The sequence below is a fragment of the Paenibacillus apiarius genome, assembly GCF_017052585.1.
Taxonomy (GTDB): domain Bacteria; phylum Bacillota; class Bacilli; order Paenibacillales; family Paenibacillaceae; genus Paenibacillus_B; species Paenibacillus_B apiarius.
The window spans coordinates 4,523,313-4,539,934 of the sequence record NZ_JAFFHZ010000001.1 but is presented as its reverse complement, the minus strand read 5'-3'; the positions used below and the strand labels follow the sequence as shown (position 1 = coordinate 4,539,934).

The 16,622-nt window shown below is 58.7% G+C and carries 3 protein-coding genes; all 3 read right to left on the bottom strand.

All coding sequences use genetic code 11. The features are described 5' to 3' along the window. Positions 1-9: 9 nt before the first annotated feature. From JSQ80_RS20285 to JSQ80_RS20275, 3 genes are read right to left on the bottom strand one after another with little or no spacing between them, the layout of a single operon-like run. On the bottom strand, positions 10-4,737 hold the full coding sequence (locus tag JSQ80_RS20285; RefSeq protein ID WP_206096479.1) for a type I polyketide synthase: 4,728 nt from the start codon (positions 4,735-4,737) through the stop codon (positions 10-12). Next, positions 4,730-7,357 carry a non-ribosomal peptide synthetase gene (locus JSQ80_RS20280; RefSeq protein WP_240463731.1) on the bottom strand — a complete coding sequence of 876 codons (2,628 nt, stop codon included), beginning with the start codon at positions 7,355-7,357 and terminating at the stop codon, positions 4,730-4,732. The genes JSQ80_RS20285 and JSQ80_RS20280 overlap by 8 nt, the downstream gene beginning before the upstream one ends. A 32-nt stretch (positions 7,358-7,389) precedes the next feature. After that, positions 7,390-16,620, bottom strand: a complete 9,231-nt coding sequence (locus JSQ80_RS20275; protein ID WP_206096477.1) for a non-ribosomal peptide synthetase/type I polyketide synthase — start codon at positions 16,618-16,620, stop codon at positions 7,390-7,392. Between the last annotated feature and the right edge of the window lie 2 nt (positions 16,621-16,622).

The following is a 16,622-nucleotide window of genomic DNA, read 5'->3' as shown; positions in this document are numbered from 1 at the left end:
CCACCCCCTTCACGTTCTATCGCGCTTCTGCAGCCGCTGCTTCAGCCTATGCTTTCCGTCGTGAATCCGTCCAGAGCGGTCTGCCGTCTCTTCAGGCAGCCCAGTCCCCGCTTGCGCCCGTCTAATCAATTCAGCCAGCGCATGGATTGTCGGATGGCTGAACATGTCAACGACCGACACTTCCTGCTGCAGCGCGCGCTGCACCTTCGTATTCATTTGAATGATATCGAGCGAAGTGGCGCCGAGCTCAAAGAAGTTATCGTGGAGGCCTACTTGATCGATGCCGAGATAGTCCCGCCACAGCTCCGCCAGCGTCTGTTCCAGATCGTCTTCCGGCGGCGCATATGCCGTGCTGACGTCGGGGCGGACCGCTGTCGAGCCGGTTCCTTCCAGCTCCCCGTCCACCAGCGATTGCAGAGACGTTGCGCGGGCGGCTTGCAGCCTCAGCCGCAAATCCGTCGTCGATACCGTTACCTGCGGCAGACGGCATCCCAGCGCATGCCGGAATACCGCGATTCCCTCTTCCGGCAGCAGCCGCGTCTGATTCTCCGGACCTTGAGCGCGCACTGCCGCGTGCGCGGAAGCCGTCGCGATCTCTTGTTCCGCCGCAGCGGCCATCCCGACGGTTTGCCAGCCGTCCCAATCGATTGCGATGACATGCGTGTCGTCTTGCGATCGTTTGTAGTAGGCGTAAGCATCGAGATACGCATTGGCCGCGCAGTACCCGGCTTGTCCCACAGCCCCCAGCACGCTTACCAGAGAGGAGCACAGCAGAAGGAAATCAAGCTGCACCCCCTCCAACACCCGTTCCAACACCCGCGTACCATTTACTTTGGCCGCCAAGGCGCGTTCTTCAATCTCCCGCGTGCGCCGTTGAATCAACGCTCCGTCTGCCGTTCCTGCCGCGTGAATGACGCCATGGATCGCCCCGAAGCGGGAGAGAGCCTGGGCTACGATCCGCTCCATCCGCGGCGCATCGCATACGTCTGCGTTGCAGACAAGCACCTCTGCTCCGTACTGTTCAAGATCCTCCAGCTTTTTCAGCTTGGCCGCCAAAGCTTCATCCTCCGCAAGTTCAGCAGCATGGCGCCGCCAGTCCGTTCCGCCGGGCACCCCCGAACGGCCGACCAGAATCAGCTTCGCCTGCACCGTCTTGGCCAAATGTTCCGCCAGCGTCAAACCGATGCCGCCGAGTCCCCCCGTTATTAGGTAAACGCCTTGCTCCCGCAAGCCGATATCGGCTGCGCCGACAGCGGGCGCCGGGACCGGGACGTATTTTTGCACCCAGCGGTACGCGCCGCGATACGCGACGATGATGTCAGCGGAAGAGGCCGTTATTTCCGCATACAATCTATTCGTGAGCGCTTGCTGCCGCTGTTTCTGTTCATCCTGCCGAAGCGAATCGGCGAGATCGACGCTGCGGCAGCGCACATTGCCATACTCCTGCGGAATGACGAGGCACGCGCCAAGCGCCGCCGCTTGTTCCGGCTGCAGGCGCTCGTCCCCGGTCACTTCCTGCATATTGGAGGTAACGACCGTAATGTGCAGCTCTTCTTGCAGACCACACTCTCCGATGGCCTGCGCCAGGGCAATGAGGCTGTAATATCCTCTTTCTAGCGCCCTCTCTCCATCGGAAGAACTCCATCCATCCGTTTCGCTGCCCTCCGCTGCCAGCCATGCGTGTACGATTCGGTCAGGCCGCGTGCCGTCGTCGGTCAAATTCCGCAGCAGCCGAGCATAATGCTCCGGTTCCCCGGGGGCGATCCGGTACGACGCATCGTCCAGCTGCATGAACGAATCAGATGGATAGACGGCGGCGACGTTGTGGCCGGCATGCTTTAGCCGGTCAACCAACTCCGATCCAATGCCATTCTCTGACGCGAAGACGAGCCAGCGGCTTCTTGCGCTCTGGCCGGCTTCCGGCTCTTCGCTTAAGAGGGATCGTTCCCAGACCGGGGTGTACAACCACTCCCGCACGGTTTCCTGTTTGACCAATCCGGCACTGTCGTGCCGCTTCGGATCCTGCGTCTGCTTGCGTGCAAGTCCCTGCTTCAGAACATCCGTCTCGAATGGCGGATCGACCCAATAACGGCGGCGTTCAAACGGATACGTCGGCAGAGCCGTCCGCTTGCGCCGCTCATTCGCATGGAATGCTTTCCAATCCGGCCGCGCTCCTTCCAGCCACAGGCGTCCCACCTGCTGCAGCAAATAATCGTCGTCGCGCGCTTGCTCCTTCGTATGCCGGACGAGATTGACGGCCGCGTGCCGCGCGGTCTTGCCAGGATGCCGGCGCACGAACGCGCTTAACGCGTTGCCCGGACCCACTTCCACAAACACGGCCTTGTCGTCCTGCAGCAGCTCGCGGAGTCCATCTGCAAAGCGGACGGTGCCGCGCAAATGCCGGACCCAATAATCGGCCGATACGGCTTCCTCCTCTGTAATCCAGCTTCCGCTTACATTCGAAATATAAGGAATAACCGGCGCGCGCAGCGTCATCCCGCTAACCTTCCGGCGAAACGGCTCCATAATCGGTTCCATCATCGCCGAATGGAAGGCATGGGACGTATGCAGCTTCGTGCAGGCCCGCCCCGTCTCCACCAGCTGCCGTTCCAGTCTGTCAATCGCGTCATGCGGCCCCGATACGACGCACAGCGCCGACCCGTTAACCGCCGCAAGCGATAAGCCTTCATCCAAGAGCGGCCCCAGCTCTTGCTCCGACAGCGGCACGCTGAGCATCGCTCCCGGCGGCACACTGTGCATGAGTCTCCCCCGCAGCACGACCAGTTCCAGCGCTTCTTCCAGCGTCATTACTCCCGCCAGACACGCAGCCACGTATTCGCCTGCGCTGTGGCCGATCATGGCGCTCGGCTTCAATCCCCATTTCATCAGCAGCTGCGCCAGCGCATAAGAGAAAATGAACATGACGGGCTGTGTCACGTCCGTCTGCTTCATGCGCTTACCGCTATCGCCGGCCGCGTCATCCCCGGCGGGATACAGTATTTCTTTCAAATTAACGTCCAGCAGCGGACGGACGATGTCAAAGCACCGGTCCGCCGCCTCGCGGAAGTCCGGCTCCCGGTTGTATAGATCCAGGCCCATGTTGACATACTGAGCGCCTTGACCGGGAAACATGAACACGAGCCGGGCTTGGTCGTTGTCGCAGATGCGGCTATGCACCCGCTCTGGAGGCATCGCCTCCATCAGCTCCCGCGCTTCCTCCGCGGAGGAACAGACAAGCATGCGCCGATGCCGGAACGCCCTGCGTCCGATTTGCAGCGTATAGGCCGCATCGGACAGCGCAATGCCGGAATGCGTCCGCAAATACTCGCGCATCCGGGCCGTAGCTTGCTCCAGCCCGGATTCCGTCTTGGCGGACAACAGAAGCAGCTGCGATGCTCTCCCTTCGTCTCCGTCCTCCTGCGGCGGCGCTTCCTCCAGCACGACATGCACATTGGTTCCGCCAATGCCGAACGAGCTGACGCCGGCCCGCAGCGGATGATGCTCATTCGTCCATGGCGTCAGCTCCGTGTTGACGACGAACGGGCTGTTGGCGAAATCGATTTTGGGATTGGGCGTCTCATAATGCAGGCTGGGCGGAAGCTGCTTGTGCTGCAGCGACAGCACCGTCTTGATGAACGCTGCGACACCGGCCGCGCTATTCAAATGGCCGATGTTCGTCTTGACAGAGCCGATGCGGCAGAATCCTGTTTTCTCGGTCTGAAAAGCCAGCTTCAACGCCTCGATCTCGACTGGGTCGCCCAGCGCGGTGCCCGTGCCGTGCGCTTCGACATAGCTGATGCTCTCCGGCGTAATCCGGCTCATCCGTTGCGCCGCCCGGATGACCTCCGCCTGGCCCTCGATGCTCGGAGCGGAATAGCCCATTTTGCGCGTGCCGTCATTGTTAGCCGCCGAGCCCTTGATGACCGCGTAAATGCGGTCGCCGTCGGCCATTGCCTGCTTCAACGGCTTCAGCACGACGATTCCTGCGCCTTCCCCGCCGACGGTCCCCTTCGCTCTGGCGTCAAAAGCCCGGCAATGCCCGTCAGGCGAACTGACCATACCCTCTTCATACAGATAGCCTTCCGTACGGGGAACCGTTACGGTAACTCCGCCGGCCAAAGCCATTCTGCATTCGCCCGTCAACAGCGCCCTGCAGGCCAGATGGATCGCCAGCAGCGAAGTGGAGCAAGCGGAGTCGACGTTGACGCTCGGACCTTTCAAATTCAGCTTGTGAGAAATTCGCGTGCTCAAAAAATCTTTGTCCGACAAAGCCAGCGCGGCGAATTGCTCGGCCGTGCTCTCGCTGCGCGAAAGCATGGCCACCAGCTGCCAGTAAATGCTCGCTGAAGCCCCTGCAAACAACCCGATGGCGCCATTCGTCTGCTCGGTATCATAGCCGGCTTGCTCCAGCGCCTCCCAGGCGCACTCGTGGAACATGCGCAGCTGCGGATCGATGACCTCCGCCTCGCGCGGCGAATAATCGAAAAAGTCAGAATCAAACCATTCCGCATCAGGCACGATCGCCTTCGCTTTCACATATCGCGGGTTCCGGATCAGTTCGGGATCTACCCCCGCCGCCTCAAGCTCTTCATCGGAAAAGAAGTGCACCGACTCTATCCCGTTTTTCAAGTTGTCCCAATATTCCTCTATATTCCGTGCTCCGGGAAATCGGCCCGCCATTCCGATAACGGCGATTTCCAGCCCGGTCGCCGCTTGCGTCTGTTGGCTTTTAGTCATCGTGCGCCCCCTCCAGTATGAGCAGCGTCTGCTCCATCGTTTCGAATCCTGCATCTATTTCCTCGTTGTCCGCCATGTCTTGGGACACATGGGCTTCCCCGCTCTCCAACCGTTGCAAATAATCGCCAAGCGCCGCAACCGTCGTGTACTGGAACAGGACGGGCACAGGGATATCGCGATCGAACGCTTCCTTCAGCTTGTTGACCACCTGCACGATCTGGAAAGAGTTCCCTCCCAGATCGAAAAACGTATCGAGCACCCCGACTTTGTCTTCGCTAATAGCCAATACGTCCGCCCAGATTCGGACCAGCGTGTTCTCGATGACGCCGCGCGGCGCAACGTATTGCTTCCCGGTATGAACGCGCTCTTTCGGATTGGGCAAAGCTTTCGTGTCCAACTTCCCGTTTGCCGTCACAGGCAGCTGCTCCAAGCGGACAAAATAAGCCGGAATCATATAGGCCGGCAGCCGCACGGCCAGATGGTCCCGCAGCTCGGCCGCAGACAAGCCGGCCGGACCGGTATAGTACGCGCACAGCATGTTCTGGCCGTTCTCATCCTCCCGTACCTGGATAACCGCTTCGCGGACTTCCTCGTGCCGGCGCAGCAGCATTTCGATTTCCCCGGGCTCGATGCGGTACCCCCGCACCTTCACCTGGTCATCCTGACGGCCCCAGTACTCCAGCGTGCCGTCCGGGAGCCAGCGGCCCAGATCGCCCGTCCGGTACAGACGCTCACCGGGAACGAACGGATGAGGAACGAACTTCTCGGCCGTCAGCTCCGGTCTGCCCAGATAGCCGCGGGCCAACCCGGCGCCCGCTACGCATATTTCGCCGGGCACTCCCGGCGGCAGCAGCTGAAGATGCCGATCGAGCACATACACTTTGGTGTTGTCGATCGGCCGTCCGATCGGGATGCCGCCCGCTTCCGTCTTGATTTCGGCGAACGTGGTCACCACTGTATTCTCGGTCGGCCCGTAATTGTTGAATAACCGGTAGCTCCCATGCGCGTATCGTTTTAAGCGGTCTCCGCCCGTTAACAATATCCGCAGCGGCGTCTGCTTCCGATCAGGCAAATCCATGAACTGCTCGCACATCATCGTCGGCAGGAAGGCGATTGTAATGCCGTGCTCTGCAAAAAAGTCGTCCAGCTTGTGCGCATCCAGCCGGATATCCGAAGGAACGATATGGATGGCCGCTCCCGCAAGCAGGTACGGAAACACTTCCCATACCGATGCGTCGAAACCGAAGCCGGCGTACTTGATGCTGCGATCGGATGCAGCTACGCCGAAGGCGCGATTGTGCCAGAACGCAAGATTGACGAGTGCTCGGTGCTCAATCATGACGCCTTTCGGCTGCCCGGTAGAGCCCGACGTATAGATGACGTAAGCCAGATCATCCGGGCGGTTGTCCCTCGCCGCGTTCTCTGTCCCCCCGGCGAACAGCCCGGCATCATCAAGGCACAACGCTTCTCGGCCGGCCGTCCTTTCGGCAAAAGGCCGCTGTGTCAGCACCACGCGCGCGCGGCTGTCCTTCAGCATGAATGCAATGCGTTCGTCTGGGTAATCCGGGTCTATAGGTAAAAAAGCCCCGCCGGCTTTGAGTGTGGCGATCATGCCGATCATCATGTCGGCGGATGGGGCAAGCAGTACGCCGACGATGTCGCCCGCCTCAATCCCTGCCCCCCGCAGCGTCCGCGCCAGTTGGTTGGCCTTTTCGTTCAACTCGCCATACGTCAGTTGCCCATCCCTGCTGACGACGGCCGCCGCATCCGGCGTGCGCGCCGCCTGTTCCTCGAACAATCGCTGCACGGATTGCTCCTGCGGATAATCGGACGAGCATCCGGCCAGCGGGCCGAGAAGCCGCTCCTTCTCCCCCGGAAGCAAGACATGGATGCTCTGCAGCGGCTGATCCGGATTCGCCAGCACCTCCCGCAGCAGAAGCGTATAACGGGAGACGAGGCTTGCAATCGTCTCGCTGCGGAAGAGCTGCGCATTATATTTGACCACACCGTCAATTCCATCCTCCGTCCTGCGGAAAGAGAACAATGTCGTCCACTTCACGTTCCGGAAATAGCGCTCATCGTGAATGTTGCTCAGCAGCAATGCCGTCTCGAACAATGGATGGGCAATCGGATCATCCGCCGGAAGAGCCAATTGCTCCGCCACCAGTTCCATCGGATAGCTCTGATGCTCCACTGCCGCCACAATCGTATCCTGCATCTGAAGCAGACATTGCCTGAACGAGAGCGAGACATCCACGTTGGCCCGCAGCGGAAGCACGGCATTGATGAATTCCGCTTCCTCCCGCTGCTTATAGATTGGGGTCCCTACTGCGATGTCGCTGCGATTCGTCATTTTTGCCAGCAAGGCAGAGAGCGCCGCGGATAACACCACATGAAGCTTCGAATCCGATCCGGCGCATACTTGCAGCAGGCGGGCCTTCAGCTCTTGCGGCAGGCAAAACGAAACTTCTTCAGCCGTCATCCCGGTTCCGCGCCCATAATCGCAAGGGAAGCCGCTCTTATCATATTCGCCCGACAATGCGGCCATCCAATATTCCCGCTCCTTGCTTTTTTGCGAAGCCGCTACCGCCAGCCGATCCAACCGATTTTCCGACCCCATTGCCATACCTCCCTTTTTTCCGTCGAATCCGCTCATAGTCCGAATTCCCCCTGGGCTCCGGCAAGAAATACGGGCTCCGGCTCGGCCAAATGGTGCGCTATCGCAATATCCTTCAACTTCTTCTCCGGATTCGCCAGCACGTCAGACACGATATCCTGCATGTAAGCGGCAAAGCGCTCGATCGTGTCACGTTGAAATAGGCGGGTGCTGTATTCGAACTTGAACGATAATCTTTCTCCGTCTTCTTCCGCGATTAGCGACAAATCGAAATGGGAGGCGTCATGAACGAACGGGAACGGTTTCATCGTCAAGCCGGGAATGCTCATTTCCGGGTTTTGCATGTTTTGCAGCGCGAACACGACATCGAAAATCGGATTGCGCCCCAAGTCGCGCTCCCTTCCCGCCTGCTGCACCATTTCTTCGAACTGATAATCCTGATGGGCAAATGCATCCAACGTCGTCGACCGCACCGCCTGAAGCAGATCGCTGAAGCTCATCTCTTCCTGCAGCCGGTTGCGCAGCGGAAGCATGTTGACGAACTTGCCGATAATAAGCTGCAGCGCTTGCTGTTTGCGGCCAACAATCGGCGTGCCGACCACGATGTCGTCCTGTACGCATACTTTGGCCAGCATCAGATTGAAGACGGCGAGCAGCGCCATGAACAATGTCACGTCTTCCCTCAGGCAGAGCGACTTCAAGGCTTGCGTCCGCTGCGCATCCAGCCCAAATGGAACGAGGCTGCCAGCGAAGCTTCTCGTCTCCGAACGGGGATAGTCCGTGCGCAAGGACAGTTGCGCAGCATCCTGCAGCTGATTCAGCCAGAACTCCCCCTGCCGCTTCATCGCGTCCGTGTTCATCATCCGATTTTGCCATTCGGAAAAATCTTTGTATTGCAGCGCAAGTTCGGGCACTTCCCGTCCGGCGTACAGCGCCATGAAGTCGTTGACGAAAATGTCCTGCGATAAACCGTCGGATACGATATGATGCAGATCCACCATCAAAACGTGCCGCTCTTCCCCAAGCTTGATGAGTCCGGCGCGCATCAACGGAGCTTGGGCCAAATCAAAGGGACGCACGAACCTCGCCACCGCCGCACGAATCCTTGCATCCGTCTCCGCTTCGCCTTCAGGCGGCGGCGCAGCGTCGGATCCAAGCCTGATGATGTCGGCGCTGAAGTCCTCATATTCTATCTCGAACGTTACGGTGTCGTTGATTCTCTGCATCGGTTTGCCATTGATCAGCTCAAACGACGTGCGCAAGCTTTCATGACGCTCCACCAGCTGCCGCAGCACCGCTTCCAGGCGCTCCCGGTCCAGCGGTCCTTCCAATACGCCTGCGACGATCTCGTTATACCCCGTATGTCCCTGCTCCATCTGTTGAATTAAGTATAGACGCTTCTGCGCGGAAGACAGCTCGTAATAGTCACGCCGCTCGGCCGGTTCGATTTCGAGATAGCTGCTCTGTTCCGCCGCATCGATATAAGCGGATAGCTGCTGTATATTCGGCATATTGAAAAAGGCAGGCAAGCCAATCTCGACTTGGAGTTCTTTATGAATCGCGGACACGACCGTAATCGCTTTGAGCGAGTCGCCGCCCAGCTCGAAAAAGTCGTCCTGCACGCCAATCCGCTCGATGCGGAAAAACTGTTCCCACATCCCGCACAGCTTGCGCTCCGTCTCTGTTGCAGGGGCAATATATTCGCTGGACAACGCGGGACGGGAGTAGAAGCCTCCATCTCCTTGACGATGGGTTGTCCGCTCTTCTTGCGCCTCTTCCCGTTTCACCCACTTGTCAATCCGTTCGTGCAAATTGCCGGTCGATACGACGATCTGATTCACTTCCCTTATAGACAACAAGCGCCGCAGCAGCTCGACTCCCTCGGCAGGCGCAATGAGCAGGTCGGATATCGAAGCTCCGGCTTGCCCGGGAATCGTCTGTTCCGCCTCCAGCTGCCAGCCGTCCCAATTGACGCTTCTCCATGGCACGCGCTGGCGGCGATTGCGATCATGCACATAGGCATCCATGAAATGGTTCGCTGCCGCATACGCGGAAAATCCCAAGCCGCCGAGCATCGGGGACAGCGACGAGGCGAGCAGGCAGAAATCAAGCTCCTTGCCTGAGAGCACCTCCTCCAAGACGAGCAGTCCGTACAGCTTCGCTTGAAAATGCTGCTCGCACAGTGTTTCGTCCGTCTCCTCCAACATCCGGAATGCCGCATCTCCCGTCATTCCGGCGGCGTGAATGACCCCGTTCAAGGGACCGAACTCCGCCTCGGCCTGCTGAATTGCCGCCTCCACTTGCCCTTGATTGGCAGCGTCGGCGGACAGCACGAGCACTTCCGCGCCATGGGCTTCGAGCTGGCGCAGCTTGCCGATTTGGACGCTGACGGCGTCTTCCGCGCCATTGGCAACAAGCCATGACTCCCATTGATCGCGGGACGGGAACGCGGAGCGGCTGGTGAGCACCAGCTTCGCCTGCACACTTCGGGCCAGATAACCGCTTAGCACCTGGCCAATGTACCCTAACCCGCCCGTAATCAAATAGACGCCGCCTTGACGCAGCCCCGGCGCCAAGGCCTCGGGCTCTTCCACCTTGACCGCCTCATATCCGAGCACCCACCGCGCGTTATCGCGATAGGCTACAGCCGATTCGAACCCGGAAGCATCGAATTCGTCCAGCAGGCGGCGGATCAGTCTTTCCCGTTGCCAACTCCCCGCTTCCGGCAATACAATATCGATGCTGCGGCACTGAATGTGAGGCAGCTCCTGCGGAATAACCCGGCATGGACCGAGTGCGGTCGCCTTCTCTGGATAGAGGACAGGCTCGCCGGCGATGGCTTGCATGTTGTCCGTCAATACCCATATGCGCACTTCTTCACCGGCGCTCAGCCGCTTTAACGCCTTAGCCATATACAGCAAGCTGTAGAATCCAAGCTCCTGTGTCGCTCGTATCCATGACGCGCCGCCGTCCGGGCTAGGTGGAGCGGATACGCCCCAGGCATGCACCATCCGGTCCGGCAGCATCCCGTACGATTGCAGGTCGGCAAACAGCTTCGTATAATGCTGTTCGTTCCGCGGATTCACCGTATACTGCCGGGATCCGTCTTGCTCAAATTGCTCGCCCGCCCGTACTGTAATGACTTGCCCGCCTCGCTCAGCGAGAAGCTTGGCAATGTCCGCGGCAAATCCGCCATCGTCGGCAAATACGAGCCAATTTCCCGGAGCGCCCGCGTTCAAGCTTGCGGCAGCAGCCGGATATTCCTCCTTTTTCCATGTGGGCACATAGAACCAGTCGGACATGTCGGGCTGCTTGCCCAGCCTTCCGCTTGCCTGCCGTCCCTTGCTCATGCCCGCTCCCGCCGGCAGCAGCGCGGCTTCAGATGGTTCAAGCCAATAGCGCTGCCGCGCAAACGGATAGGCAGGCAGGGAGACAATGGCGCGAGGTTCTCCATGGAACGCTTTCCAATTGGCGGATTGGCCGTGCAGCCATATCCTGCCGATCCGATTAACCAACAAGGCGCTGTCCGATACGCGGCGCTGCGCGGAACGGACAAGGTTGAGAGCCTGCTGTCCGCGGCTGCTGTCAAGGTGACGGCGTACGAGCAACGTTAGATCTTGGCCGGGACCGACTTCAACGAACAGCCTGTGCGGTTCCTGAGCAAGCCGTGCAATACCGTCGGCAAAGCGGACGGTGTCCGTCATATGCCGAATCCAATAATCCGGGTCAGCGGCTTCTTCCGCCGTTATCCATGACCCCGTCGTCGTGGAGACATAAGGTATGTCCGGGGGATGCAGCCGGACTTGGCGCACGGCGTCGGCAAACGGTTCCGTCACCGCGTGCAGCATCGAAGAATGCCCTGCTGTCGCTACCGGCAATCGGATGCACAAATATTTGTCCGCCTTCATTTTTTGCTCGAACGCAGCGATGTCTTCGAGCGATCCGGACACAATGCACGACGGTCCGTTCACGACGGCCAGCGACAAGGTGCCGCTAAGATGCGGCTTGATGTCCTCCTCGGCCATTGGCACGCTGAGCATGGCCCCTGCCGGTGCCTGCTGCATCAGTTCCCCGCGCAGTACGATGAGCCGCATCGCATCTTCCAAGGACATGACGCCCGCCAGGCAGGCGGCCGCATACTCGCCGAAGCTATAGCCTATCATCGCATCCGGCTTCACTCCCCACGCCATGAGAAGACGCGCGAGCGCATATTCAAACATGAACATGGCCGGTTGGATATGCCTCGTCTGATTCAGATGAAGGGCAGCCGCCTCCGCATCTGCGGACGGGTAGAGCAATTCCTTCATGTCACGGCCGGCTATATCGCGGTACAGATGGAAGCAGCGGTCCATCTCTGCGCGGAATATCGGTTCGTCCCGGTACAAGCCCGCTCCCATGTTGACGTATTGCGAGCCTTGTCCAGAGAACATGAACACGACCGATGTGCGCTCATCCTCCGGGGCGAAGGTCAATACTTTCCGTTCATCGAAGCTCTCCCTATCAGTTGACGGCATCAAAGCCTCAATCGCTTCCTCGGCCGTTTCGCACGCCAGCATGCGCCGATACTTGAAATGCCGGCGGCCGGTCTGCAATGTATACGCAATGTCCGCGAGGCTGACGCCGGGATGCTCCTGAAGATAAGCGCCCAAATTGGCCGTCATCGCATCGAGCGCAGCCGGCGTCTGGGCAGACAGCACCAGCAGCTGGCTGGACCGTCCCTCTCTTCCCTCCTGGAGCGCGGGAGCCTCCTCCATAATGACGTGCGCGTTCGTCCCGCCGATACCGAAGGAGCTGACCCCGGCCCGCAGCGGAAACGCATCGTTCCGCCACTCGGTCAGTCCGGTATTGACGACGAACGGGCTGTTAGCAAAATCAATATTCGGATTCGGCGTCTCAAAGTGAAGGCTGGGCGGAATCCGTTTATGATGAAGCGCCAGTGCCGTCTTAATCAATCCGGCCACTCCGGCTGCGGCATCCAGATGACCGATGTTCGTTTTTACGGAGCCGATGCGGCAAAAACCGGACGTGACCGACTGGAATGCCTTCGTCAATGCCTCGATCTCAATCGGATCGCCAAGCGTCGTTCCCGATCCGTGCGCCTCCACGTACGTGATGCTCTCCGCCGGAATTTGCGCGGCCTCCAGCGCTCGTGCAATGACGTTCGCCTGCCCCTGAACGCTTGGCGCCGTATAGCCGACCTTGCGGCTGCCGTCATTGTTAATGGCCGATCCTTTGATGACCGCATAGATCCGATCCCCGTCGGCCACGGCGGCATCCAGCGATTTGAGCGCGACGAAGCCGACGCCGTCCCCGCCTATCGTTCCTTTCGCCTTGGCATCGAAGGTCCGGCAATGTCCGTCAGGCGACTTGACCATGCCTTCCTGATAGAGATACCCCGATTTGTGAGGCAGCACGATGGACGCGCCGCCGGCCAGGGCCAGATCGCAATCGCCGCTGAGGATAGACTGGCACGCCAGATGGACAGCCACCAGCGAGGTGGAGCAAGCCGTTTGCAGACTGATCGCAGGACCTTTCAAATTCAGCTTGTGTGAAATACGGGTGCTGACTGTATATGCATCATTTAGCGAATCTACCTCAAACATGTCCGATAAGTTCCCATGCAATCGATCAGACAGCTGCGACAACCAATGAAAGTTGTTCGTAACGCCGGCAAACAGCCCAATGGAGCCGCCGTGACGTTCCGGATCGCAGCCCGCATCCTCCAAGGCATGCCAAGCGCATTCATGCAGCAGCCGGACTTGCGGATCCATAATCGCCGCCTGATCGGGGGTATAGCCGAAGAAGGCCGGATCGAAGTTATCCATCTCGTCCAGGACGCCCTTCGCTTTGACGAACTCCGGCCGCTTCATGAGACTGCGGTCAAAGCCATACTCAGCCAGCTCGTCATCCGTAAAGAACGAGATCGACTCCTTGCCCTGCTGCAGGTTGCTCCAAAATTCACCGATGTTCCGCGCGCCGGGAAATTTGCCGGCCATCCCTATAACCGCTATGTCCCGGACGCCTTCATTCCCTAGCTTGGCGGGGCTGTCTATAACCTTGGAAAAGGGATCGGCCTCATTGCTTGCCAATGCCCCATCGTCGGACCGGGCTCCTGTCCCGTCCGCTTCGCCCGCCAAATGCGCCGCCAGATCATGCACGGTTGGATACTGGAACAACGTGACGATAGACACTTCACGCCCCAGTTGTCTTTGCAGCTTGCTCTGCAGTTGAATGAGGTTGATCGAATTGCCGCCCACTTCGAAATATTTATCGTGTATGCCGATGCGATCCAGCTCGAGCACAGCTTTCCACGCTTCCGCGATCAGCCGCTCCAGCTCTGTCCTCGGCATCGCCGCATCCTGGACAAAGCGGGCAGGCTCTGCAGGCGCGGGCAGCGCCTTGCGGTCCAGCTTTCCATTCGGTGTAAGCGGAATTCGCTCCAGCTGGACAAAATGAGACGGAATCATGTAATCCGGCAAATTCGCGGCGAGATGAGCCCGCAGCTCGGACGCCGGCACCTGCTCGGAAGCGGCCACATACGCGCACAATTCGGTCTGAGCACCTCGGATTCGTGCTGTTACCGCCGCTTCCCGAATTGATTTGTGCTGCAGGAGCATCGTCTCGATTTCACCGATTTCAATGCGGTGCCCGCGAATTTTCACCTGTTGATCAATCCGCCCCATATATTCAATGCTTCCGTCCTCCTGCCAACGCGCCATATCACCTGTCCGGTACATGACGCCTCTTGAACGGAATAGATCAGGCACGAATTTCTCCGCCGTCAACTCCGGCTGATTCAAGTAGCCGAGCGCCACCCCGTCCCCGCCCACGATCAGCTCGCCGGGAACGCCTATCGGCAGGAGGTTATCGTAGCGGTCGATGATATAAGCCGTGGAATTGCTGATCGGAGGACCAATTGGAATATGGTCGGCATACTCGCGGTCGATACGGAAGCAGGTCGAAATGACCGTGTTTTCGGTAGGACCGTACGCGTTCCACATCGTCAGGCCGGGACATGCTTGCCGGACGGCTTGAATATGCTTCGGCGATAATACATCACCGCCGACGATAAGGTGCCGCATACGGGCAAACATCACCGGCCGCTGCTGCGCCAGCTGATTGAACAATGCCGGAGTCAGCAGCGCCACCGATATTGCGCGCGCGCGCAAAAAGGCGTCCAGTCTGGCGCTGTCAAGCAATGTATGCTTGTCCGCAATATGCAAGCTTGCCCCGTTCAACAGCGCCCCGAACACCTCGAACGTGAGGGCATCAAAGCCGATGGCCCCTGCCTGAAGCATGCAATCTGCCGCTTCCACCTGCACGTAGTTCGTATTCCGGACCAGCCGCACGACATTGCGGTGACCAACCATCACGCCCTTAGGCGTGCCAGTAGAGCCGGAGGTGTACATGACGTACGCCGGATGCTCCGGCCCGTTCACTGGTGTCATGTCAGCTGCCTCACCGCCATCGAGCAGAGCTTCGTCGAGCACCCGCACCTTCGCCTGCTTCGGCACGAGCGCCTCAAGACCGGAAGAAGCCAGCACTGTGCGTACCTGCCCATCCTTCAGCATGTAGGCGATCCGTTCGGCAGGATGAGCAGAGTCAAGCGGCAAATAGACGCCTCCCGCTTTAAGAATGCCGAAAATGCCAGCAATCATTTCTGTGGACCGATTCGCCATCAATCCGACAACTTGGCCGCGTTCCATCCCATCCGCCCGCAGCGCGCGGGCAATCCTATTCGCCTGTTCATTAAGCTCGCGGTATGTATGAGATCGCCGTTCATCCGTGACGGCCGTACTCTCAGGCGATAACAGGACCTGCTCCTCGAACAGCTCGTGAATGGTCTTCTCGCGCGGATAACTCGCAGTTGTCAGGTTGAAATGCCGAATTTGCTGCCGCTCTTCCGCGGTAAGGATGCCGATATCCTTCAGCCTCGTTTCGTGGTAAGCAGTAACTTGAGTAGAGGCCTGAATGATTTGTTCGATGATATATAAGTAATGAAAAGCCAGTTTTTCCACCGTGTCAGCACGATGCGCCTGTTCGTTATAAGCGAAGGCCAACTCCAATTCATCGGCCGCTGTAATGCGGACAGTCAAATCGAACTCGGTTTCTTCCACGATATGATGGGACTCAATCGCAAGCGGCCCATCGGCGCTTGTGACGGCCTTATCCAGCGGATAATTCTCCACCACCACCAGAGAATCGAACGGATTGCCTTCCGCCCGCAGCCGTCCGTATGCTTTAATGTCCGTCAAGGAAGTGCCTGCATGTTCCTCGCTTGCTTGAATGGAGCGATTCGCCTCGGCCAAGAGATCGGACAAGCCTTGTTCGGGCCCGGCCTTCATGCGAAACGGCAGCGTATTGATAAACAAGCCGACCATGTGCTCCATTCCAGAAATGCTCGTGTTGCGCCCAGATACAGTAGTACCAAACAATACGTCGTCACTATTCGTATAATGCTGCAGCAAAATGCCCCAAGCGGTATAGAAAAGCGCCGCTTGCGTCACTTGTTCTGAACGGACAAACCGGTGCAGATCCGCAGTAAATGTCCCGCTCCGTTTTTCCGTATGCACGGCCATAACCGCTTTTTCCGGGCTTGATCCGCCTCTCGATACCGGAACGGGCTTGTTTTGCACCTCATGCAAATAGCGGCTCCAATAACTCTCTTGCTTTTTCTTGTCCTGCTGCTGCAGCAACGAGACGAACTGCTTGAATCGCGGCTTTTGCGGCAGCTTCGGCTGCAGCCCTTCCGCCAGCATACGATAGGAGGTCAGCCACTCCTTCAACAGAATGCCGGTGCTCCAGCCGTCAAACAAAATATGGTGAAAGCTCATCAGCAGCGTATGCTTCCGCTCTGTCTGCTTGCATAGCGTCAGTCGGAACGGCACCTGATCCAGCTTGAACTTCTCCTTTTTGTCGGCTGCGATTCGCGCCGCAATCTGGCGCGCCCGGGTCTCCCCGTCCAAATTGGAGTAGTTCTCGTAACGAATGATGGGCCGGTGCTGCTTCAGCACGATTTGAACGGGCCGGTTCACCTCTTCCCACCGGAACAATACTCGCAGCGCCTCGTTAGCCTGCACGACGCATGCCCACGATTGTTCAAACAACGTTTTGTCGATCTCCCCATCTATGCCTAGTTCGATCAACTCTACATATTGCGTAGTATCGGGATCTTTCAAATATTGGAGCAGCATTCCCGCCTGCATCGGGGTTAATGCCAATATATCCTCAACGTTGCTTTTGTCCAGTTTTTGCGGTTCCTTCACCG